Origin of the sequence: Acinetobacter sp. AS167 (assembly GCF_037152175.1) — a bacterium.
Taxonomy (GTDB): Bacteria; Pseudomonadota; Gammaproteobacteria; order Pseudomonadales; family Moraxellaceae; genus Acinetobacter.
The window spans coordinates 452,728-475,932 of sequence record NZ_JBBCMP010000001.1 but is presented as its reverse complement, the minus strand read 5'-3'; the positions used below and the strand labels follow the sequence as shown (position 1 = coordinate 475,932).

General features: G+C 31.3%; 27 protein-coding genes. 11 read left to right on the top strand and 16 right to left on the bottom strand.

Annotated elements, in window-relative coordinates:
* Positions 1 to 9: 9 nt before the first annotated feature.
* Positions 10 to 285 (bottom strand): hypothetical protein, encoded by a 276-nt coding sequence (locus tag WFN33_RS02300; protein ID WP_336951156.1) that lies wholly within the window; start codon positions 283 to 285, stop codon positions 10 to 12.
* 773 nt (positions 286 to 1,058) lie between these two features.
* On the opposite strand from WFN33_RS02300, the gene WFN33_RS02295 reads away from it, so the two are divergent.
* Together WFN33_RS02295 and WFN33_RS02290 are read left to right on the top strand one after the other, a co-directional pair.
* Positions 1,059 to 1,439 (top strand): hypothetical protein, encoded by a 381-nt coding sequence (locus WFN33_RS02295; protein WP_336951154.1) that lies wholly within the window; start codon positions 1,059 to 1,061, stop codon positions 1,437 to 1,439.
* A complete protein-coding gene (locus WFN33_RS02290; protein WP_336951152.1) occupies positions 1,439 to 2,074 on the top strand; it encodes a lysozyme in 636 nt (211 codons plus the stop codon). The genes WFN33_RS02295 and WFN33_RS02290 overlap by 1 nt, the downstream gene beginning before the upstream one ends.
* 63 nt (positions 2,075 to 2,137) lie before the next feature.
* Here the strand turns inward: WFN33_RS02290 and WFN33_RS02285 are convergent, their stop codons facing one another.
* Together WFN33_RS02285 and WFN33_RS02280 are read right to left on the bottom strand one after the other, a co-directional pair.
* Positions 2,138 to 2,752, bottom strand: coding sequence for a hypothetical protein (locus WFN33_RS02285; RefSeq protein ID WP_336951150.1), 615 nt, complete (start codon positions 2,750 to 2,752; stop codon positions 2,138 to 2,140).
* Positions 2,753 to 2,984: 232 nt separating this feature from the next.
* Complete coding sequence (locus WFN33_RS02280; protein WP_336951148.1) at positions 2,985 to 4,001, bottom strand: exodeoxyribonuclease VII large subunit; 1,017 nt, start codon at positions 3,999 to 4,001, stop codon at positions 2,985 to 2,987.
* A gap of 358 nt (positions 4,002 to 4,359) precedes the next feature.
* Here WFN33_RS02280 and WFN33_RS02275 point away from each other — a divergent pair, with 358 nt between their 5' ends.
* Together WFN33_RS02275 and WFN33_RS02270 are read left to right on the top strand one after the other, a co-directional pair.
* The gene (locus WFN33_RS02275) at positions 4,360 to 4,704 is read left to right on the top strand and encodes a hypothetical protein (RefSeq protein WP_336951146.1); all 345 of its coding nucleotides are present in this window, start codon (positions 4,360 to 4,362) and stop codon (positions 4,702 to 4,704) included.
* Between the two features lie 107 nt (positions 4,705 to 4,811).
* Positions 4,812 to 6,716: a P-loop NTPase fold protein gene (locus WFN33_RS02270; RefSeq protein ID WP_336951145.1), complete on the top strand. Its 1,905-nt coding sequence runs from the start codon at positions 4,812 to 4,814 to the stop codon at positions 6,714 to 6,716.
* Positions 6,717 to 6,753: 37 nt separating this feature from the next.
* Here the strand turns inward: WFN33_RS02270 and WFN33_RS02265 are convergent, their stop codons facing one another.
* The 3 genes from WFN33_RS02265 to WFN33_RS02255 form a co-directional block, all read right to left on the bottom strand.
* Positions 6,754 to 7,203, bottom strand: coding sequence for a hypothetical protein (locus tag WFN33_RS02265; RefSeq protein WP_336951144.1), 450 nt, complete (start codon positions 7,201 to 7,203; stop codon positions 6,754 to 6,756).
* 133 nt (positions 7,204 to 7,336) lie between these two features.
* Positions 7,337 to 7,477, bottom strand: a complete 141-nt coding sequence (locus WFN33_RS02260; RefSeq protein ID WP_336951143.1) for a hypothetical protein — start codon at positions 7,475 to 7,477, stop codon at positions 7,337 to 7,339.
* 87 nt (positions 7,478 to 7,564) lie between these two features.
* On the bottom strand, positions 7,565 to 7,801 hold the full coding sequence (locus WFN33_RS02255) for a hypothetical protein (protein WP_336951142.1): 237 nt from the start codon (positions 7,799 to 7,801) through the stop codon (positions 7,565 to 7,567).
* A gap of 22 nt (positions 7,802 to 7,823) precedes the next feature.
* On the opposite strand from WFN33_RS02255, the gene WFN33_RS02250 reads away from it, so the two are divergent.
* On the top strand, positions 7,824 to 7,991 hold the full coding sequence (locus WFN33_RS02250) for a hypothetical protein (protein ID WP_336951141.1): 168 nt from the start codon (positions 7,824 to 7,826) through the stop codon (positions 7,989 to 7,991).
* Between the two features lie 140 nt (positions 7,992 to 8,131).
* Complete coding sequence (locus WFN33_RS02245) at positions 8,132 to 9,334, top strand: hypothetical protein (protein ID WP_336951140.1); 1,203 nt, start codon at positions 8,132 to 8,134, stop codon at positions 9,332 to 9,334.
* Between the two features lie 370 nt (positions 9,335 to 9,704).
* On the opposite strand, the gene WFN33_RS02240 is transcribed toward WFN33_RS02245, so the two are convergent.
* The 3 genes from WFN33_RS02240 to WFN33_RS02230 form a co-directional block, all read right to left on the bottom strand.
* On the bottom strand, positions 9,705 to 9,887 hold the full coding sequence (locus WFN33_RS02240; RefSeq protein WP_336951139.1) for a hypothetical protein: 183 nt from the start codon (positions 9,885 to 9,887) through the stop codon (positions 9,705 to 9,707).
* Between the two features lie 74 nt (positions 9,888 to 9,961).
* On the bottom strand, positions 9,962 to 10,660 hold the full coding sequence (locus WFN33_RS02235; protein ID WP_336951138.1) for a hypothetical protein: 699 nt from the start codon (positions 10,658 to 10,660) through the stop codon (positions 9,962 to 9,964).
* Between the two features lie 143 nt (positions 10,661 to 10,803).
* Complete coding sequence (locus tag WFN33_RS02230; protein ID WP_336951137.1) at positions 10,804 to 11,247, bottom strand: Arc family DNA-binding protein; 444 nt, start codon at positions 11,245 to 11,247, stop codon at positions 10,804 to 10,806.
* 137 nt (positions 11,248 to 11,384) lie between these two features.
* Between WFN33_RS02230 and WFN33_RS02225 the strand changes: the two genes are divergently transcribed.
* Together WFN33_RS02225 and WFN33_RS02220 are read left to right on the top strand one after the other, a co-directional pair.
* Positions 11,385 to 12,185, top strand: a complete 801-nt coding sequence (locus WFN33_RS02225; RefSeq protein WP_336951136.1) for a BRO-N domain-containing protein — start codon at positions 11,385 to 11,387, stop codon at positions 12,183 to 12,185.
* 199 nt (positions 12,186 to 12,384) lie between these two features.
* A complete protein-coding gene (locus WFN33_RS02220) occupies positions 12,385 to 13,548 on the top strand; it encodes an MFS transporter (RefSeq protein WP_336951135.1) in 1,164 nt (387 codons plus the stop codon).
* A 54-nt stretch (positions 13,549 to 13,602) separates the two neighbouring features.
* Here WFN33_RS02220 and WFN33_RS02215 read toward each other — a convergent pair whose 3' ends face one another.
* The gene (locus WFN33_RS02215; RefSeq protein WP_336951134.1) at positions 13,603 to 14,298 is read right to left on the bottom strand and encodes an LrgB family protein; all 696 of its coding nucleotides are present in this window, start codon (positions 14,296 to 14,298) and stop codon (positions 13,603 to 13,605) included.
* Positions 14,298 to 14,738 (bottom strand): CidA/LrgA family protein, encoded by a 441-nt coding sequence (locus WFN33_RS02210; RefSeq protein WP_336951133.1) that lies wholly within the window; start codon positions 14,736 to 14,738, stop codon positions 14,298 to 14,300. Before WFN33_RS02210 ends, WFN33_RS02215 begins: the two co-directional genes overlap by 1 nt.
* A 99-nt stretch (positions 14,739 to 14,837) precedes the next feature.
* Between WFN33_RS02210 and WFN33_RS02205 the strand changes: the two genes are divergently transcribed.
* Both WFN33_RS02205 and WFN33_RS02200 read left to right on the top strand, forming a co-directional pair.
* Complete coding sequence (locus WFN33_RS02205; protein ID WP_336951132.1) at positions 14,838 to 15,737, top strand: LysR family transcriptional regulator; 900 nt, start codon at positions 14,838 to 14,840, stop codon at positions 15,735 to 15,737.
* Positions 15,738 to 16,384: 647 nt separating this feature from the next.
* A complete protein-coding gene (locus WFN33_RS02200) occupies positions 16,385 to 16,852 on the top strand; it encodes an Lrp/AsnC family transcriptional regulator (RefSeq protein WP_002065492.1) in 468 nt (155 codons plus the stop codon).
* A gap of 41 nt (positions 16,853 to 16,893) precedes the next feature.
* Here the strand turns inward: WFN33_RS02200 and WFN33_RS02195 are convergent, their stop codons facing one another.
* From WFN33_RS02195 to WFN33_RS02180, 4 genes are all read right to left on the bottom strand, one after another.
* Positions 16,894 to 18,174: an aromatic amino acid transport family protein gene (locus tag WFN33_RS02195; RefSeq protein WP_336951131.1), complete on the bottom strand. Its 1,281-nt coding sequence runs from the start codon at positions 18,172 to 18,174 to the stop codon at positions 16,894 to 16,896.
* Positions 18,175 to 18,404: 230 nt separating this feature from the next.
* Positions 18,405 to 19,565, bottom strand: a complete 1,161-nt coding sequence (locus WFN33_RS02190; protein ID WP_336951130.1) for a M20 aminoacylase family protein — start codon at positions 19,563 to 19,565, stop codon at positions 18,405 to 18,407.
* A 52-nt stretch (positions 19,566 to 19,617) separates the two neighbouring features.
* A complete protein-coding gene (gene dpaL, locus WFN33_RS02185; RefSeq protein WP_336951129.1) occupies positions 19,618 to 20,799 on the bottom strand; it encodes a diaminopropionate ammonia-lyase in 1,182 nt (393 codons plus the stop codon).
* Positions 20,800 to 20,844: 45 nt separating this feature from the next.
* Positions 20,845 to 21,231 carry a RidA family protein gene (locus WFN33_RS02180; protein WP_336951128.1) on the bottom strand — a complete coding sequence of 129 codons (387 nt, stop codon included), beginning with the start codon at positions 21,229 to 21,231 and terminating at the stop codon, positions 20,845 to 20,847.
* Positions 21,232 to 21,854: 623 nt separating this feature from the next.
* On the opposite strand from WFN33_RS02180, the gene WFN33_RS02175 reads away from it, so the two are divergent.
* Positions 21,855 to 22,091 (top strand): VF530 family DNA-binding protein, encoded by a 237-nt coding sequence (locus tag WFN33_RS02175; protein WP_004720475.1) that lies wholly within the window; start codon positions 21,855 to 21,857, stop codon positions 22,089 to 22,091.
* 383 nt (positions 22,092 to 22,474) lie between these two features.
* On the opposite strand, the gene WFN33_RS02170 is transcribed toward WFN33_RS02175, so the two are convergent.
* Positions 22,475 to 22,813: a hypothetical protein gene (locus WFN33_RS02170; RefSeq protein WP_336951127.1), complete on the bottom strand. Its 339-nt coding sequence runs from the start codon at positions 22,811 to 22,813 to the stop codon at positions 22,475 to 22,477.
* Between the last annotated feature and the right edge of the window lie 392 nt (positions 22,814 to 23,205).

Here is a 23,205-nt window from a genome sequence, read left to right as displayed (position 1 = left end):
CTATACTCATTAGACTTGATTTATATAGAATTCTTCTTGAGACTTACTAAAATCAATAAAGTCAGATAGCATTAACTTTATGATCTTTATTAATCTTTCAAGACTCAGCATGGCAAGATCAGGAAGATTATAAGCATCTCGAATTAATTGTATTTCACTTTCATAAATTGTTTTCACAGCTTTGATCATGACTAGTAAATCTTGAGCTTGTCCATATGCCAAAGAGAACCCTTCTGCCACATCTAAAGGGTCATACAATTTGACTTGTTGTTCTGTTTGTTCCATACTTTTCAACGTTAATATTCCTATATTGACTTCTCAAGACCCTGAACTTTGGTCGGGGACGGGTTCTTGATTTAACTTCATTAGCACATATGAGAATCATACTGTGCGACCTCTAAAAAACGATTTAAGAAAAACTATCTAGATTATAACACCCACTTCCTGCTTTAAATTTAAAATGAATCTAGCATCAAAATAAATAACATTCAATTTCAATTATTCTGTTTGGTTAATTTTTATACTGTGTGTTTTTTTGAATCATGGCATAAGTCAATATTTTAAGCTTAATTCTATTGTAATAGTTCAAAATCTAAAGATATTTCAAAGCTGAATGTGGGATAATTTGATTTTCAACAATTAAGCCATTGAAAATATTGATAAATTATAAAAAATTAATTATTGCACAAACTTAATCTTAATTGGCTTATGAAAAACAATTTTAGTAATACAATAGGTAAAACTTTTCTAATTGGTTTTAAGGAATGTTTATTAAATTGTTTAATAGTTTTAAGAATTAAAAAAATAATGTTTTAGTAATTCTTTTATTAACTTTAATTAGGGATTTTAAGCTAACTTTTATTAATGGAAAAAGAGTATTAAGAGTTATGTTCTCTTAAACCTAAATGATTATAAGTTAAAGGGTATTAAACAATAAAATTAATTATAAATTGTATTATTATTTTATTAACATTCTATATTTCCCCCCTGTAAGCCTAGTGAAAGTGTTAAAGAAATTATAAATTAAATCATTGTTTTAGAGTGTTTAGGGGAATGTAATGCAAGAAAATACTATTCCATGGATTATCAAAGTTGTACCTGCTGTTGTAGGGGCAATTCTTGCTTTAGTATTAAGTGGTGACATTGATAAAGAGGGAAAAATTAAAGTCTCTTTAGGTGTAATTGGTAAGTTTTTAGCAAGTGTTACGGTTAGCTTATACGGGGGTTCAGCCTTTATTGAGCATTTTAATTTATTAACCAAATCGATTATGTATCAGGGTTTTGTAATGCTCATTTTTGCAGTATTTGGACTATTAACGATAGGTATTGCATATCAGTCAATTGCATTATTAAAAGGTAAATCAATTGCAGAAGTCATTAGCGAAATTAAAGCTGCTTTTATTGCAATTTGGGGCAATGGTAAAGGAGGGCAAAGCTAGTGAGTAGTCATCAAAATGAACAAATAGCACAAGCTTTTTCATGGCTACGTGCAATTTCTGGTGGGAAGCTAAGTCAAGAGCAGGTTATAGCTGGAGATCAAATCATTGCTAAAAATGGTTTAGACGTATTTGCTCAATTGATTGGCTTTGAAATGTCTACAGCTTTAGTCTCTGGACTACTAGACATTTCTGAAAATGGCTATGCAATCATTCGAGATGCTGAAGGGTTTCGTTCAACAGCTTACTTAGATACTGGAGGTGTTTGGACAATAGGATTTGGTACCATTAAATACCCAAATGGAAAATCAGTTAAAAAAGGTGATAGATGTATGAAAAGTGAAGCTGAACTTTGGTTGAAAAATGATTGTGTATGGGTTGATGCATGTCTTGATAAAAACATCAAAGTTAAAATTAATCAAAATCAGTTTGATGCATTGGCTTCTTTTGTCTATAACATCGGTGAAACTGCTTTTATCAAAAGCACAATGCTTACGCTCATTAATCAAAATAGCATGACTTTAGCAGCGAGCCAATTCGATCGTTGGGTATTTGACAATGGAAAGCGTATACAAGGGTTAGTTTATCGTCGCGCTAAAGAGCGGAAGTTGTTTGAGGAAACCTTTAATTATTTTTAAGGTGTATTAGCATATGAAGAAAAATGAGAGCTTATAACTCTCATTTGTAATATTTTACAAGTTTTATTTTTCAAATATTACAGGGTCTTTGATTTTTCTAACTATTGGTATAATTTCTTTTTCATGGGAATTACACTCATAATAGATAACATCATCTTTATCTATTTTAGCACAAACAACAATACCTCTAGGGGAATCAGAATATGTATCAAATGCAAATTTGCGTGCTATATCTAAATCTGTTGTCCAATGTTGAGTGAAATCTTTTTTTTCAAATTCAATCTCAGACATACCACGGTAAATTATAGTTTCCTCATGAACTATATCATTATTAAATTTAGGGAAATCTTCCTTAGATAAAGTTACCTTCAAAGTCCCCCATTCAGCTTGCTTACCTTGAAAAAGCCCCAATAATCCATCAGTATTAAATAAACATATATTAGTAAACATTTCATATAAACAATTATATAATTCTGAATATTCATTTACACTGATATTATTCTTATCACAGAAATCTAAAAAATTTTTCTTATTTTGTATTGTTGATGTGTTTAGTTCTGAAATCAATTTATCAAAATACGATATATTCTTATCAAATTTATCTTGTAGATCTCTTTGATATTTCATAATATCAACTTTCATTTTAGAAAGTTGGCTTAATGATGCGGATGAAAACATAACTATCCTTAAAGTATGAACTATTTTGATTTTCTAGATTAAAAAATCGAAATTTAAATGGTAAATCTTATTCAAAAAAACTTGATATTTCCACAAAATAATCAATTATTTTACATTAAAACGTTCTAGAATTCAGCGCACTAGAACGGTTTTTTATAAAATATCCATATTACACGGTTATTATTTGATTAATGTATTATGAGTAAGTTAAAAATATTCATTAATTTAAAGATTATTTGAATATGACAATTAAAATTAAAACCATAATTACAATGATGAGCATATTGTTTGAATTTGTTTGTTTAATTGGCGTTTGAGAGTTCACAATTTTATTTTGTAATTCATTGTTTTTGTTTTCAAGCTCTAAAACATTAGCTTCTAAATATTTAAAATCTTGCCTTAAATTTGAAATTTCCAACATATCGAGGTTATTTTGCATCAATTGTTCTTTAAGATGATTTCCAGCATCAGTAGGGGTTGTCGCAGAGTAATCTACGACAGCATTGACTAAATTATTATCAGAGCTGTGTCCAATTCCTGCAATACGATAAGATTTAAGATCAGCAATTTTTTGTAAGACCTTATCTTCATCAAAAATCATTAAATCGTTAGTGTCACCACCACCACGAACAATAGCTATTACATTACCTTTAGCCATATCTATGGTTGCCAATAATTGATTTAGATCATTAAAACGTGTTTTCAGCTCCTCAATTTTAATGTCGTGTTTAATTTCACCTAACGCTCCAAGGAAATCTTCATGCACTTGTGCTGTGCTAGAGGATGAATAAATTAAACTTAAAGTTATTTTGCTATTTTCTCTAGGAAAGCGATTAGGCTTTAAATCTAAGCTTTTTAAGATAGTAGTGTCCTGATTGATATCAGAAGGTATTTCTTCATTGCTCAAGGTACGGATTGAAATAATATTGGCAGCCATCTCTAATGACTCATTTTTATAGTCTTTTGTAGGCTGGCAGAAACAGACCACTTCAACAAAATCATCATCTTTTATATTTTCAATAATATGTAGGTCAGATTGAGCACGTACTTCAACTTTCCCGTCCGTTAAAATAATATTGTAGATCTTATTCTTGTAATTTTTCTTCTTAGCATTTTCTAAATTTTTTATCTGAGTCTTAATTTTAACCATCTGAAATGACTGTAAGTTACTGATAGTCTCCAAATATTCAATTTGTTGTCTACAAAGGTGTTGAAATTCTGCTAACGATAAATCTACATCGGTTGTCATTACTAAGCCTTGTTACTAAAGTATTTATATTTGATTGAAAAGATTTTCAAAATTATTTGAAAGATACTATTTTTCTTCGTGCATTTTGTACCATTTCCAACAGCTAGGCAATGAGATGCTTGACCATCGACATGCTGGTGTAACCATTTCTAACGAGTTTGGCATGATTACTTTCTTTCCTGAGTCTATATTTGTTAGCGAGATCCACAGACTACTTATTTAGATGAAAGAGAATTCCTAAACAATAAATACTTTTTAATCCTATTTGATGCGATTAACACTTTCATAAAAAATTAATTGTAGTATATTTAATATGTTGTTTATTAGTAAATTATTATAGATAAATATGAGGTATTGCATGAAAAAAATATTTTTTTTGAGTTTTATTCTTTTGGGATCTGTACATGCTGCTAATGCAGAAACACTTATTCCAAGAAGTGTTGATGGCGACAAAGGTAAATATTATTTGCTTGAATCTAAACGGAATGGAAATATCATCACTGCAATTCACAAGCGTGTAGGCGTATATGATACCTACTACACCAAGACAGAGACTAATTGTTCTACTATGAAAATGCGTGAAATAGGCGGTAGTGATGTTTCGGTGAAATCTATAAAAAATAGTCCAACCAAATGGTTCGATTTAGTTCCTGGGTCAAGTAAGAGTGATCTAGCAAATTTTGTATGTAAGAAACACAAATAGGTTGTTTGCTTATTATACTTTTTGTGAAATTTACTCAATGCAAGCAAGGTTTATAAGTTTTTGCGTTGCTTATTTATAAAATTTTCGATATAGAGAAAGAACCAATAATGTTTGAGTTTCTTAAAAATTTATATTTTTTCAATAAACCAGAATGTAGAGAGTCACTTGTGATCAATTATATATCAAAACCCAATAAGCATATTGAAGAATATTTAGATTACTATTGTGATGATAGTTTAAATGATTATGCCGTATTGATTAATGGTAGTTGGGGATCTGGAAAAACATGGTTTATTAAAAGAGTAGAAGAAAAGTTAAAACAAAAAGGATTTAAAAGAGTTATCTATATAAGTTTAAATGGTATTTCAAAAAGAGATGCGATAGATGATGAAATATTTTGTGCTTTGCATCCTATATTAAGTCACCGAGCAACAAAATTTTTTGGGAAAGTTGCAGCAGGATTAGTAAAGGCATCAACAAAAATTGATCTAACAAATGGTGATGAAAAAAATACATCACTTTCAATTTCAATCCCTAACCTTGATGTCAATTCGGCTTTGAAAGAAGGAGAAAAATTAATACTAATATTTGATGATCTTGAAAGATGCCAAATGCCTATAGCAGAAATACTTGGCTATATTAATTATTTTGTAGAACATACTAATTCTAAAGCTATAATTCTTGGAAATGAAAATGAAATCCAAAAAAATGATAAAGACAAAAAATATGATAATGAGAAAGAAAAATTAGTCGGTACAACCTTTGCTTTCCACGGTGATGCAACGAATGCTTTAATAAGCTTTATAGAAGAACTTCCTCGGTTGGATGTGAAGCATATACTTAAGAAAAAGGTAGATTTAATTATTGAAATTTATAATTTATCTGATTATAGAAATATAAGGACACTTAAACAAACAATTAGGGAATTTGTGAGATTTTACAAGCCTGAATTTTTTAAAGATGACAGTGATATTTTTGACTTAATATTAAAATACTTTTTAATATTATCTCTTGAATATAGAAATTCAGGTTTCTCGGATGGAGTTTTGAAATTTAAGAATGAAAGTTCTGAAGATAATGCTAATAATAAGAAATTAACATTTGAAAAATTTTTATCTAAATATGGTTTAGATAAATATAAAGGTTATATTTTAAAAGAAAATACATGGAGTAATATTATTGTTAACAATATTATTGATGATGAGTTAATAAGTAGTGACCTTGATGAAAACTATTATAGGGCAAAATTTGAGAAGCCGATCTGGTATCAACTAATGAACTTTTATGATATGGAGGAGTCAGATTTTTATGACTTAATTGAACAAGCTAAATCAAAATTAGAAAAAGAAGATTTTATAAATTGGGAAGATATTATACATACTTTTAGTATGTTAGTTTATTTTAAAGAAAAATCAGTTATTGATGTTAACTTAGATATTTTAAAAAAACATGCTTTAGATTCATTTTACAAAATAATCCCAGTTAACGAAAATATTAAAAGCTTGAGAGATATTGATTTTAGGGAGCATGCTTCTGGCTACGCATTTTATGCTAATGGTATTGATTATTTTAATAAGTTCTTAGATGAAGTAAGTATTGAGTATGAGAGAAAATATGAGCATAATTTGGAGGCTAAGATAGCAGAATTATTGGATTTAATGAGGGAAGATCCTGACTTGTTTTATCATAGAATAAATTTAACGAATAGCAGTGAAAATTTATTTTTTAATGTACCTATATTAAATAAAATTAATGCAGTACGGTTTTCAGAAATTCTTTGCAATTTACTAAAATCAGAATTGGTTGTTGTTTTGACTGCCTTAAGAAAACGTTATCAACTCGTAACACAAGATCCAATTTACCCAAAAGAAAAAGATTGGATCAATGAGGTTGTTAAAAATATAAATGATGTAATATTACCTGCTTCAAATCGATTAAAGAAAGCAAAAATTGAAGTGAGAATTTTACCTATATTCAAAGAAATTCATGATACTGCGTATGTTGGAAATTAATTCCAAAGTTTAAAAAAGCACCGTAAGGTGCTTTTTCTCATAGTTCGCCTAAGAAAATAACTTTTCTATCAGCGATCCATTCAACGCCGCTTCTTTCATTGACATTGATTAAATAGAAATAATTTATAAAGAACCACCCTACATGCTCACTAAGACTAAAACCAAATTTATTCGGATAATCTTCCAAGTTATAATATGGCATTTCAGTTTTTCCAATAAAATGGAAACAGTCCTTTCCTAAATTATTTAATACAGCTTTATTAAGGCTCATTGTGATTTTTAGACCAGTTTGAAAATGAGTTAAATTATTTTTTACTATTTCAACTAGATCATAAGGAACTTCAAAATCTGGATTCGCATAAATTCTACAACCGAAAGATTTTATGAAATACTTAAACAGATTAGTTTGTTGGGAAGGGAAATCATCACCATATACTTCTTCAAAATCAATAAAACGTCTTTCTAAAATTAGTTCACTATTTTTCAAAACATATTCAATAAATTTATCATATGCACGATCATAGGGTTGACTCAGAGTATTATTGCATTGTTTACATAAATCTTTTGGATTTTTAATTACATCAGAGTTAGCACCTTGTAATTTAGTTTCTTTACTATTTTTAATAGTGGATTGGTGGATATTCTAATTGGTGATATGAGCCTTTGCCGTATGCACGCACAATATCTGACTTTTTTAAAGCGTTTTCTGAGGTATCTGCTACATTTTCTTCACATATCCAACATAAGCGATAGTCGTTCATCTAGTTAATCCCTAAAACTCTCACTTCTAAAAATAGAGTATCAATAAGAAATATTTATACCAGTCAAATGATAAAAATACTAAATTTTCAAAAAATTGCTCTAAGGTGCTTTTTCTTCGGGCATTTTGTACCATTTCCATCAGATTGGCAATCAAGTGCTTGACCATCGTCATCACGGCCTAAACTTTTCCAACCTGTTTGACCTGATTTTTTGCGTTGTTCATACCAAGCCTGAGCCTCCTTTTGTGTTTTAAAGTCAGCGCACTTTTTGGCATAGGATTGAATGGAAGCGAACCCCAAAACTAAAATGAGTAAAAATTTCATAAAATATTTTAAAGTTAGAATATTGCGTGAAGTCGAGCAACTCTTTGATTGTTCGCTTGCTAAAAAGAAAATTTTTGCAGAGTATATAGCTCAAGCGTTGGATGTAAATGATGGCTTTCTTGAAAATTTGGTTGGAATGGAAATTCCAAGAAAACCAAGAGTTTTAAGAATTGTAGAAGAAAGCGCCTAAGGGCGTTTTTTTGAGAAGAAAAAATGTGTAGAAGGTAGATAATATTGATTCAATGATGTTGCTATTTGCTATCTAAGGTATTGATTATTGATTTAATTTTGTTAAAATTGTTCCAAATAATTACTATCTGAAGTTTTGAAATGCAACAAAAAATATACGTGTTAGATCGAAATATTGTTTCAAGAATTAAAGATCATCTCAACGGCCGTTTAGCTGATAATAAAATGGATACTATCGATAATTTGAAATCAATAGATCACGAAAATAATATTATAAGTATTTTGCCAGCTATTGATGAATCTACATTGGGAAGAGGATTAAATATTGATGATAAAGAACATTTTATAAAATCTACTTCTGAAGAGTTAGAAGCAGTAAAAACTTTTTTTAAAAAGGCGAAAACTGAATCTAAATTATTTGATTCCTGCGAGTGGAATTATGAAAAATATTTTGACTTGATTGCAATGGATTCATATAGTCATGAAAACTTCATAAATAGCAGTAAATTAATTCGTAAAGCTTTAGATTTATATGTTGAAAATAATGAAAAAGGCCTAGTAAATGATTATTTTAATTTAATATTTCAATTTATTAATTCATTTACAAAAGATGAGCTCAAGAGAGGACCTTTATTACATTGTTTAGCGTTTCTGGCTAATGCTGGAACTGATAATTGTTTTTCTCATATGTTTTTAGGTAAAAAGTTTGCAAATAAACTTAAGTCAAATGAAAAATATTTAGACAATAGAACATATAATGTTTTTATGGATATTGCATTTTCAAAGCATGTAAGTTTTTTAAAAGCTTATGGGATACCTATTGATATTGAGTTAAAAACAGCTGATGAGGCTCTACTTGAAGTGATAAGTAAAACTCAAATTAATTCAAGTAAAAAATTAAATAATAGTTCTGAATATAATGAGATAGCATATCAAGTAACAATGGATAAAAATCAATTTTCGAGATTTTCTGATGATCAATATGATTTTTTAGCAGATGTAGCTTGGAATGAAAATGTTCATTTTTTTAGCGAAAATGATCAGTTAAGAATTTCTTTAAGACCTCTTGAAAAGCACAAATCCTATCCTAATAGTAATATTTTAAATACAAAATTATTTATATATTTTATTTATCAAGGTTTAGCCGATGTTGGGAAATTATTAATTAATGTGGATTCAAAAGAGCACAGTTTTTTATTAAATGAAGAAGATAAAAATTATGCTTTAGATGATCAATATAAAAAAGATATACTTAAAGAGGCTATAAAAATTACCAACAAAGTTATTGAAGATAATAATTTGAATATTTTAAAGTATACAAAAAAGATGGTACCATGGTGTTAGAACACAGGAATTAAAAAAGCACCTTAAGGTGCTTTTTTCATAATTAAAATAAGACAGTGTTACTTTCATTCAAATAATATGATGGTATGTAGTATGTCTCTTCATTAATAATTATATAAGTACCGCCAGCAAACATTGGAACTCCCTGAAGCATATCTACTATAGGTTTGTTTTCAGTATTTTGATAATATATCGGACATACTTGGCAAATTATCAGGATCATAGACGTAAACGTTATCAACTCTATCTGTATCTGTATCTGTATCTGTATCTGTGTGTTTTAAATTTGATAAATCTGCGATAAGTAAAAAAGGTGACTCAAGGCATATTATGTATTTCAAAAATTTTCAATTGATGTAAAAACTAATAATCAAATAGTGTTTATTCTAACTCGATGCTTTATCTTAATTTCTTCATCGTTATATTCATCACTTGTAAAATAAAATTCATGAGAATCAAATTGCGTAAAGTCTGCTGTTAAAGAAAAAGCTTCATGTAAATAGTCAATAGAATTATCAAGAAATATAGTAGGTTCAGGAAGATTTTTTAACATTTAAGATTTTTCCAATATTTTAATTGATTTCATATTAAATTTAGATATCCAATATTCTATTAGATAAAAGCACCTTAAGGTGATTTTTTATTATTGTTAATATAATTACTACCTATAATATCTCTAATACTATCACATAGTTCATAACGAATTGTAATAACTTCATTCTCTTTTTCCATTAAATTTTTCAATATTATATTAGCTAATTCATGGTTATTTATACTTTCCAATCTAGTAATTTGATTTCTTTCAACTTGATTATAAATTGAATTTTGTAATTTTATTAGTAAATTTTCTAATTTTTGATCAAGTATATTAGGTAAGAAAATTGCATTTTCATAATATTCATTTTTAAATTGCTCAAGGATGGTTTTGCATTTTTCTACGGTTTCAGATTTTTCTCCCAGGTTTCTATTATTTTCGCGCAGAGCATTCTCAAAACTTAATAAGGTTTTATATATACCTTTAAGTGAAGTTAAGCGATCTTTATATATTCCTGAATACGCTATTTCAAGCATAATATTTTTTTGCTGTAAATCTGATTTTAAATTTTCATTCTCTTGAGTATATTGTGCCTTTATTTTCTCAAACTCTGCATTCAAATTAGCCTTTTCTCGCTCTAATATAATATTCAAATCTTTTTGCAATACTAGTTCATCTTTTTTAATAAATTTTATAATTAAAGTATTTATTAAATAGTATAATGCTGGGAGACTTGCAAAAACACCACTATACTCTTTGATAAAACCCCATAAATTAAATAAATTATCCACTCAAAATATCCTGCAAAAAATTTTAATCTGCTACTAATTTAATCCTTAAAACGACAATTTTTTGGATTAGATTCTCATATAGTATATAAAAAGTAAGCGGTGACTAACTTTTAATTATTTTTATCATGAAAATTTCCCATAAATTAATCTGTAATATGATCTTCAACAACCAACCAACCAAGGCTTCCTTTACCATTATCAACAATATCAATATGGTGTCCGCCTTGATGAACATACACTTCTTTTGTCCAAAATGATAATCTATGCCTAAATGAAGATTCCGCCAATGCATTTAAAGATAACTGAATATCTTTTCTTAAATCACTTAAGTTTTGAGAATAATCAAGATCCAGGACGTTTACTAATTTCCCGAAAACTAATCGTTTAATGCCATTTTCAAGATTAATAACTTTTACTTCTGAAAAGTTTGAAGAGCGAGATTCCTTTTTAACTAATGCTGTTTTTAGCAATTCAATAAAAGCACTGTTCATTGAAAGTTCATTTTCTTCTGCAAAGTCTGTTACATCTTGATGAATATCAGGGGGTAAGCGGACTTGTGTTTTAATAAAGTTAGTCTGTTTTTGCATGATTCTCTCCTTGAGCTTGACACTAATTATAGGTGCATGTAAATTAATGTCAATGCACCTGAATTTAGGTGCAAAAAAAGCCCCGAAACTTTGGACGGCTACGGGGCTAGTTACCAATCTTCTGCGAGAAAACTGATATGAATAGTTTAACATTATCTTTTAATGAAACAATGTTTAATGTCGTAAGATATGAACAGGACGTCTGGTTAACATCATCTGAATTAGCTAAAGCTTTAGGCTATAAGCAAGAAAATGCAGTAAGTAAGATTTTTAATCGTAAAGCAGATGAATTCACTCAAAGAATGACAATGTTGGTTGAGAATCCTCAGCTACCCAAATTGGGTATGCGGATCTTCTCACTTAGAGGTTGCCATCTTATTGCTATGTTTGCAAAAACTCCAATTGCTAAAGAATTCCGCAAATGGGTACTCGATGTTCTAGAAAAAGAGGTACATAAACAGCAAATCGACACTCGAGTGAAAATCAACGCAGAGCAACAAACCATACTCAAAGAAATTGTAGAAAGGCGTTCAGAGGGTAGTGTTAAGAAACGGGCTGAACTTTGGAGTAGACATAATAAGCATTTCCGTATACCACGCTATAATGAACTTTTGGCTATCCATTTCCAAGATTCTGTAGACTATCTCGAAACCCTAAAGATTAAGGCAAAAGGGGATATTCATATAGATGAAAATCAATCAATCAATATACTTTGTGGCCAAGCTATGCTTTTTCACGCATGGTGGAGAACACACAGTCCGACATTGGGCAAATTGAATCCATTACTGGTGTCTATGTTGCATGACCACATGTTTTACATGACTTATGCCATATCTGATTTATGCAAAAAATATGAGGTTGAACTGCCAGCCTATGATTATGAAAACATGTTTGAGCTTAATGTTTTACCGCATCAAAGATATTTATTGCTAAAATAGAAATTAAACCGCCTTTGGGCGGTTTTTTATTTAAAATCATATAGATGAATTGCAGTCTACAAATTTCATTACAATTTTCAAAATTATTTTTTGTAGACTGATTTGTAGACTGTTGACCTGCAAAAGTAAACAAATGACAGCAATCCACTACAACTATTAATTATGGTAACATATTGAAAATCCAAGTGAATGCAACGATATGCAAGCTATGCCAATCCAATACAGACTGAGTGGATTCTACTTTTGGTATTATTCAATAGTTGGAACTTTTTTACCGTATTGGAGCTTATATCTTCAAGATCAAGGATTTAATTATCAAGAAATAGGATTACTGTCCTCTATAGCCATTTTAACCCGTATATTTGCACCCTTTATTTGGGGATTTATCGCAGACAAAACGGGCAAACGAATGTTATGGGTACGTGTGGCAACATGGATGGAAGCTACAATCTGGTTTTTGATTTTTATTATTCCCAACAATATGCAATCAATTGCATTTCTGATGTTGATTTTTAGCTTCTTTCAAAATGCCATACTTGCGCAATTTGAAGGTGTAACGCTGTTTTGGTTGGGTAATCAACATACAGCATTGTATGGAAAAATTAGAAAATGGGGCTCTATTGGATTTATTATTGGCGTATTTAGTATCGGTGCGATTTTAGAATTTATTGCAATTCAATATTTACCGATGATGTTGTTATGTATTGCATTTACAGCTTTTATTTGGTCCTTTTCGATTAAGGAACCTAGCGCAGCACCAAGTGCACAAAAAATATTAGAGCCATTACTTCCCATCCTAAAAAGACCTGTGGTTTTTTCATTTTTTATCATTGAATTTATTATGCTTTTTGCACAAGCACCATTTTATAGTTTTTATAGTAATTATTTAAAGCTTGCTGGTTACAATACAACTCAGATTGGCTTTTTATGGTCAGTTGGTGTGATTGCTGAAATTATCATGTTTAACTATGCAAATTTCTTCCTAAATCGTTTTTCATGGCGAAGCTTAGTCGCGCTTTGTTTAATCATGACCAGTATTCGATTTATTTTGGCAGGTTTATTTTCAGAAAGTTTCATTATTCAATTTATTTCTCAAACGTTTCATGCATTTAGTTTTGGTTTATTTCATATTATTGCAATGCGGGTCATTTTGCAGAACTTTGCAGCCAAACAACAGGGCAGAGGACAAGCGCTATATAGTACCATGTGGGGACTTGGTGTTGCGTCAGGCAGTATTTTAGCTGGGCAATATTGGGAAAAATTATCAGGAGAATATATTTTTATCCTTGCTGGACTTTCAGCATTGCTTGGTTTGCTATTGATTAATTTTTTACCTAAAACATTACAAACGATTCAAAGATAAATGAATCTCTTTGCAGAAAAGAGATTCAGCACATCCAAATCGATACTGTACGGATTAATTTAGTAAATAGACAATGAGATGTACAATAAAAGGTCCAACCAATACCATAAAAATACCAGCTAAAACCATGGTTAAACTAGCAATAACACCTTCATCTTTATCACGCATATAAGCTTTACTTGTACCAAAACCATGTGCTGCATTACCCAAAGACGCACCTTGCGCAAAGCTTGATTTCAGTCTTAATCCACCCAATATCAAATCACCAATTAACATACCAGTCACCCCAGTAATCATGGTGAATAAAATCACCAGTTCAACAGAACCGCCGATATGGGTTGTTAGTTCCATTGCAAATGGTGTAGAGATTGAACGAGCCATTAGACTATAGGTTGTTGTTTGGTCAAAATGAAATAACTTGGCAAGGTAGAATGCACTGATCATTCCAGCAAGCATACCAATGACTACACCCATTGAAATTGAAATGAGATGTTCTTTAATGATTTGGCGATATTCAAAAATTGGGATTGCAAAGGCAACAGTTGCAGGCCCTAACATCCATATAATCCACTGACTATCAAGCATATAAGTATCATAAGAAACATGTGCTGACAGTAAAATGATGATTAAAACAATCGGAACCAAAATTGCTGGAGATAAAATTAAATATGGAAATTTACGATAAAGTTTTTTGACCAACACATACGCAACTAATGTGATCACTAGGCAAAATATTGAAATGGCAGACATTATTTATCTCCCTGTAATACATGTACGGTTTTATGAACATGACGTTGTTTCAACTTCCGCTCTAGTTTAAAACCTATATGCACACTATAAGCAGTAAATACCATCACACAAATTGTACCCAGTACAACCACCACAATCAGTTGCCAACCCTCAGTCATAAATAGGTTTTTATATTTCATTAACCCGATAAAACAAGGAATAAAAAATAGTACCAATTCACCTAGAATGAAATCTGAGCCTAATTTAATCCAATTTAACTTAAAAATACCTGTCATGAGCCCAATCAAAACCATAAATAAGCCAATCACAGCTGCCGAAATAGGTAAATTAAATTGTTTTTGAATGATTGAACCAATCCACCAAATCAAAATTAAAAGCCCAATTTGCAATGTGACTTTATAGATTGATGAAATTTGATGGCTTTGAGTACTCGTAGACATTTTATTGCAGATATTTTAAAAAGATGAGTTATTTTAGTTGCAAACATCACATCATATTATGAATAATTAAATCATAATTATGCGTTTTTGGAATAATTAATGGACATTAAAAATCTTAAAATTTTTGTAGAAATTGTCAATTGTGAAAGTTTTACTTTGGCTGCTGATCGTTTGTTTATGTCACAGCCTACAATCAGTAAATCAATTAAACATTTAGAAGAAGAACTTGGTATAGCTTTGTTTAAAAAAGGTGAAGCTGGAAGAAAAAGGGAAGTTGTGCTTACTTATATTGGTGAATTAATTTATCAACATGCTTTAAATATCTTAAATGAACAAAAGCAAATATTTGATAATATAAATCAAGTACAGCAGTTAAAAAAAGGTAAATTAACCATAGGCTTACCACCACTAGGTTCGGTATTACTTAGTCCTTTAATTGCTTTATTTCACCAAAATCATCCCGATATTCAATTGAAATTCTTAGAAGTCGGTGCCAATGGTATTGAGGAAGCAATTGCTGATAAAAGTATTGATGTTGGAATTTTACTCGGTAATTTAAGGCCAAGTTTTGCGGCAATTCCTGTGATAGATTCACCAATGTGTTTATTAGCAAAGAAAAATTCACACTGGAATCAACGAGATTCAGTAAATTTGCATGAACTTAAAGAAGAAACTTTTTTACTTTACGCTGATTCTTTTACATTAAATAAGATGATTATACAGGCTGCAAATTCTGTAGGTTTTGAACCAAAAGTCGTATGTAAAAGTAGCCAGTGGGACTTTATCACCAAAATGGTGGAGTTTAATATGGGGATCGCTATATTACCCAAAATTTATTGTGATCAGCTAGATCAGGGGAAGTTTTGTTCAGCAATCCTTAATGAGCCTAAATTACATTGGACATTGAGTATGGCTTGGAATACGACTGTAGCAATGAGTCCAGCAACCAAAGCTTGGTTAATGATTGTAGAAATGCATCGAGATAAAATTCATTTTTAGATTAATTGATAGCTTTAAAGTCTTAATAAATTGAGCCTAATGTGACTAAGGCTTATTTTTTTAAGTATTAAAATTATGTATATCAATTTATTAGTTTATTTGATTTCGCATAATGTATATTATGTTAAATAAGATATCCAAGACTGTGACCTACACAACGCTATTGTTGCCACAGCTCAGCATCTCTTGGACTGGTATTCCACCGGTATACACCAAGAATCTTTTCATATCTGGTTGGTATCGAGAGCCTTCCTCATTAGTAAAAGTAGCAACAGCGATTGGACGTAATGAAAGAGCTCCAGCTTCACGGTAAGCCCTTTTGACTACTAATTCTATATTTAGAACAAGTTCCTTTATCCACTTAACAATTAAGTCTCGGCCTTTCTTTTCATTATTGGTTAATAAAATACGTATCCGTCCCGCAACGTCCGAATCAACACCTATTTCACTTAATTCATTATTTTTTTAATAAGAAGCTCACCATCAATTGAAAGTTTCTTTTGCAATGACTTAACATCATCCATTTTAATATATCCATAATATTTGCCGACAAATGATATAATATTTCTTTAACTTGATTTTTTTTGATTAAATGAGTACTCATACAAAATTTTATTGCGTATTCATTCGAATTAGTAGAGTAAATTATGCCACAAGTTCAACTTGATCAATTTGATCTAAAAATCCTTAAGATTATTCAGGAAGATGCCCGAATTGCTCAAAAAGATTTAGGTGAACGCGTAAATTTATCTACAGCCGCAGTAAATAGACGCTTAAAAAAATTAAGTGATGATGGAGTAATTAAATCCTATACAGCCAATATTGAGCCAGTTTTTATAGGTCTACCCATTACTATTATTACTATGGTTGAAATTTTAAGTGAACAGCTTGAACATTTGGATATTACAAGAAAGTTATTTTCAAACTGTGAATACATTCAACAGTCTTATTATGTCGCTGGCGAATGGGATTTTGTTTTAATTTTTCAAGTCAAAGACATGGATCAATATACTGATATTTCTGAAAAACTATTTATAAAAAATAATAATGTAAAACGTTTTAAAACACTGGTAGCTATGAAAAAAGATAAAGCTTCACTTTCAATTCCTATTTAAATAAAAAGGCAAAGCAGTGATTTGCTTTGCCCTTTTACTCATTAGACTAAACTATAAAAAATTGCAGAAACTGTAATTATCCCAATCAATGTAACAAAAACATTACTAGCTTTATTACGATATGCTACAAGTGAAGGAATCTTATGTATAGCATACATAGGGAGTAATAAAACTAAGATTGCTCCGGTAGGCCCACTAATACTCACAATAATATCGAGAATACTTGGATTTTTATAAGCAATAAACCAACAGGTCAAAATCATAAATATAAAAATAATTTTATCGACAGTTCCTTTGGTTAGCTTAATTTCTTTCGTTTGACATTGATCAGAAATGATATCTGTTAATGTCTCATGTGCACCAATGTAATGTCCTAAAAAAGATTTCATAATGGCAATGAAAGCAATTAGAGGAGCAGCCCATGCGATTACAGGAGTGTCAAAATGGTTAGCAAGATACGAAAGAATCGAAATATTTTGTTCTTTTGCAGATGCTAGGTCTTGAGGAGATAAACTTAATATACAGCTATAGACAAAAAACATGACAACACACACCATCAAGATATAACCATATCTTTGAATTTGTGCACATTTTTTATCAGCTTCTATCTCACCATATGTTTTACGTTGCTTGACTACAAAAGGTGAAATAATCGGATAATGATTAAATGAAAGGACTAAAACCGGAAATGTCATCCATAACGTCATCCAGATATTATTATGATTATTTGAAGTTAACGTAAAATTTTCAAAGATGGCAGTATTCCATTGAGGAATTAACCAAATAGCCATAAAAATTAATGATATAATAAATGGATATACCAAAATACTCATTACCTTTATTGTAATATCTTGACCAAAACGGACAATAAATAACAAAATGAAAATTAATATAAATGACAATAAAGCACGTGGCGGTGCAACCAAATGCAATTGGTGAGTTATGAAAGACTCAACTGTATTTGTCACTGCTACTGCATATACTAATAAAATCGTATAAATTGCCCAAAAATAAATTAAATTAAAAATACGACTAGCAGTAGTTCCCCAATACTCTAAAATTACTCCAGTAATACCACTCTCTGGTTTACTCGATGATAAAATGAATCGAGCAAATGCACGATGGGCAAAAAAAGTAATTGGGTATGCTAACAGTGTAGTAATTAACAATGGAATTAGACCGCCAATTCCTGCATTAATGGGTAAGAATAAAACACCAGCTCCGATTGCTGTTCCAAACAACCCTAACATCCATGTAGTATTTTGCGAATTCCATTTATTACTATCCAGATATCCTTTCGTCTGATTTAAAATGTTTGACATAATTCTTGCCTCTGAAACTTATTTAGGTTTTCGAGGAATGGAAATGCCTTAGAATGCAGAACAGTGAAATATCTCATTATAAAAATTGAATATAGTTACCCATGGAGTAAATTTCAAAAATTTACTCCTCATTTATAATTCAATTTGTTTAACGTTATTCTGCATTAAATGGACATAACAGTTCCTTCTGTTAAATCATTAGAAATACGTTTTTGTATTTCTTCCTTTTATTAAGGCAAACGGGTTCTGATAATTTCAGCAAAATATTGGGCACCAACGCTTAATATATCGTCGTTAATGTCATAGTTAGAGTTATGAAGAGGAATAAATCCCTTTCCATCTTCTTCAACACCATTTCCGATAAAAGCGAAACAACCTGGTACTTTTTCTATAAATGCTCCAAAGTCTTCTGAAGCCATCATAGCTTGAACATTTGCATCTACTTTTGATTCACCCACAATATTCATTGCTGCGTTAACGGCAGTATTAACGCAAGTCGTATGATTGACGGTTGGGGAAAATTCATGTGTATATTCAAATTCACATTCGGCGTCATGCATTTTGCAAATGCTTTCACAAATGGTACGCATTCTATTTTCTAACATTGCCTGTACATCTGGGGAGTAACTACGCGTATCTCCTGTAATAACAACATTGCTAGGAATTGCATTACGAATACCATCAGTATGAATTTCTGTACAAGAAATCACGGCAGGAACGCTTGGATCAAGGTTGCGTGAAATAATAGTCTGGAGAGCTAAGATAATCTCGGCTGCAATCACTAAAGGGTCTTTGCCCATATGAGGTCGAGCTGCATGTGTTCCTTTGCCTTTAATTTTAATTGTGAAATTATCTTCACTTGCCATAATTCCACCCACGCGCGTGCAAATGCTACCCGCTGGTAAGCCTGGCCAATTATGCACACCATAAAACTCATCGATTGGAAAGCGTTCTAACAACCCCTCACTCATCATGGCTTTTGCACCGCGGCCATGTTCTTCTGCGGGCTGAAAAACAAATCTAACCGTTCCATTAAAATCACGATTATCAGTTAATAATTTAGCGGCACCTAACAGCATGCTCATATGACCATCATGACCGCAAGCATGCATTTTTCCATGATTTTTAGAGCAATAAGATTTACCGGTCGTTTCAGTGATATTCAACGCATCCATATCAGCACGTAGGCCAATAACAGTAGGATTATTCCCAACGGTTAAGTTCGCGACTATACCTGTTCCACCAATTCCGGTATGAACATCTAAACCCATGTTCTTTAGTTGTTGAGCAATATATTCCGCTGTAGTAATTTCTTCAAAACCCGTTTCGGGATTAGAATGAAGTTCGTGTCTCCAACGGTGTAACTGTTCTTCAAAACTTATTAAGCTCATACTAATTCCTTGTCTATCTAAACGATCTATATTTGATTAAATAACACTATGGTTAGTAAGGATAACTTCCTTCCCACACCACTTTTCTATATAGATCGGTATTTGTGTCACCTTCCGTACTAAAAATCAGTACAACTGATTCATCATTTAAACCTAAACTTTTTTTTAGACATGCCTGTTCTGGGCTGTTACTAAGTGCATAAAGTAATCCTAGATTAATTGCACCAGAAGGGCCACTCGTTATGGGTTCATCACCCTTTAATGGATTACCTAAAATTCTCATTCCAGTCGCAGCAATAGAATCTTCGACTTTTGCAAAAGCAAACGTACAATCTTTTAAGATCGGCCATGTAATTGGATTGACCTCACCACAAGCCAAACCAGCCATAATTGAATTTAAGTCGCCATCGACTGCAATAAGCTGTCCAGATTTATCTTGTGCAGATTGATAAACACAATCGGCTGTAACAGGTTCTGAAACAATGGCTTTAAAATTTTGGATACCAAGTGCATCAACCAAATACCCTAGAATTCCACCAGCCATCGCCCCTACACCTGCTTGAAGCATAATATGGGTAGGTACTAAATCTTTAAATTCATTAAGTTGTTCTACGGCTTCATCAGCCATAGTCATATAACCTTGAGAAATCCATGTCGGGATCGTCTCATAACCATCCCATGCCGTGTCCTGCACAAGAAGCCATCCATTTTCATGGGCTGTCTTGTTAGCTAAACGAACGGTATCATCATAATTCACATCTGTGACGATACAATCTGCACCTAACGCTTTGATTCTTTCTACACTTGTATTTGCAGCACCTTTAGGCATAAACACAACTGCTTTTTGCCCCATTTCTCTCGCAGCCCAAGCAACGCCTGTCCCATGATTTCCGGCTGTAGCAGTGGTAAATACAACGGGTTCTTTCAGCAAAGTTTTAATATTTTTTAAATCAAACTGATTCATATCAATATTTAACTTTTCAGCAAGTAATTTAGCTAGCGCATATGAACCACCAAGAACTTTAAATGCATTTAAACCAAAGCGTCGTGATTCATCTTTAACTAAAATGTTTTTTAAACCTAACTTTTTAGCTAAATATTCCAATGAGATTAAAGGGGTGGGTTGATAACCTTCTATTTTACGATGCAAATTACGGACTTTGCAGGCGATCTCCTTATTAAAAAGTGGGCTACTCTTTCCTGAATACAATTCGTTATTACTAATACTAAACATGCTCTATCTTGCTCTTTAAATCATGTGAAAAAATGGTCCTTAACTCTATTCAGGTTTAAAAGCGATAGCTTCAATTTCAACAAGTGCATCTTTAGGTAAACGAGCAGCTTCGACACATGACCGTGCAGGTGGATTATTTGTTCCGAAAAACTCTAGATATATTTCGTTGAATTCTGAAAAATCAGCCATATTTGCTAAAAAGCATGTTGTTTTGATCACGTATTCAAGCGAAGAACCTTGAGCCTCTAAAATACTTTTAACATTGAGTAATGATTGATGTGTTTGCTCACGAATACCACCTTCTGGAAATTGCATTGTTTCCGGAATCAAAGGTAATTGCCCTGAGGTAAAGATTAAATTTTGAAATCCAATACCTTGTGAATATGGACCAATTGCTTCTGGTGCATTTGTAGAACAGATAATTTCTTTCATTTTCATCCTCTTTGCACTCTCTTCATAATTTGAAGTAAATCCAAATTTATAAGAGGGATATTCCATAATATTTCTGAGATAAAACTGTCGATTATCATGCTTATGTTTGTTCAATAACCACTACAAAAGATATTTTCTCAACATCTTCTAGTCCTGAACCTATAAGCATTTCATCGCTTAGTGAAAGTAGAATGAGCTGCGAAATATCCAAAGTCAAAGACAATGAGCTGACAAGATTAAAAAACATTTTTTTTATATATTTGAGTACTTTTAGGTCAATAAAATTTACTTTTAAAGGGGGGTAATGAAAAAAAATTTCAACCTTAATTTCTCTTGTATTTTTTTAATTAGGAAAGATTTAGTCACTTTTGTGACATAAATCTGGTTTTGGCTAAAAAATTAATTTTTTTTATCTATTTCAGGAACCTATAATGTAACTTTCACTCGTTCAAGTACAACAGTTGTCTTGAACCACTCAAGTGAAAGTCTCCTGTAATTTCAGCACACATCAATAGTAAGATAAGCTGTAATTTTCTATGTTAATTACGCTTAAATTCCAACCCTCTCATTTTTCAAGTAGCTCAGGTTATAATGGTGGTCTCCCAAAATATGGTTGATCTATTATGAACGCCTCCAATGACCCTCTACACGGCAAAAAACTTGCTGACATTTTGGATGAATTATTGGATTACTACGATGGCTTTGAAGGCTTAAGTCGTAAAATTGAAATTAGATGTTTTTGCATAGATCCAAGTGTTAAGTCATCATTGCGATTCTTACGTACTACACCATGGGCACGTGAAAAAGTAGAAAGCTTATATTTGTATGTCTTACGCCAAAAAGCCAAACAGAAATCCTAGCTCAGCATTTTAATGAATGGTGGACTGCCACAACTCCCCTAGACAAATTTAGTCTATTCTTAAGCCCTTTTTAGTAGGAAACTTTGTATTCATAGCAAGGTTCATGAACCAAATATTTTATAAATTATTATTGTAGTGTTCTAAGTAATTAAATTTATTGTTTATTAAAAAATTTAATTGTGAGATAAATTCTAGGTGAACATAAGTTAAATAAAATATCCTGGACTGTAGCTTGAGTAGCATCGCTGCACAAGTCACTGTTTGTAGCCACAGCTCAGCAACGTGAATCTAGATAATTTTATTCACGTTACTGACTATCTTAAGCAACATAATTTAAGATATGCAGAAATCAGATTGCTACTCGACTTTGTATAGTTATGACTTCAATGTACTTTCATGTTTGCTTCAGTTAAATAAGCTTTCTTCGATGTCTTATTCCATAAACACAGTTCTTGCCCTGTTTTGTTTTTCATATGTGCTTGCGGATATTTTCCTTGAATCAAGAGTGCGGAATATCCAACACGATCATCAAACAGCATGACATTGCTTACTGTCTTGGCATTTTTAAGTTGACTGGCTTTTATACAAGCCGTTTTTATTTCTTGATCATGCTTGTTCCATGCCTGCTCGGAACTCCCGAAAGCTACGCTAGTCGCAGCAGAACTTGCCACAAAACCTAAAATAGAAAGATATTTTAAAAATATACGATTTCTCAATATCATGATGATTGTCCTGTAAATTCGAGTGTCTGGATCTATACTGAAACAATCTGATGAGAGAATCTAGCAATTTATACATGCTGTAACAGCAGATAATCAGGATTACACATATCTCTGAAAAGTTGTCTGTGATTTAAATTTTAAATATAGATCAAAGACTTAAAAATAGCTCTATTCAATAGAAGCATTATCTAATTCATGTGATTCCATAGACTGATCAATAATTTCTCATGTCTTATCGGTTACGGAAATTATAATTATGACTACTCATTATAGTTCTAATTTTGCTGTGTGGCCCTGTCTATGTGATGCTATAGTTTATGATCTTGAAAAGTCCATCCCTTTTAAAATATATATCTTGCGCTTTATCTATTTTTATGTATGATTGAGTAATC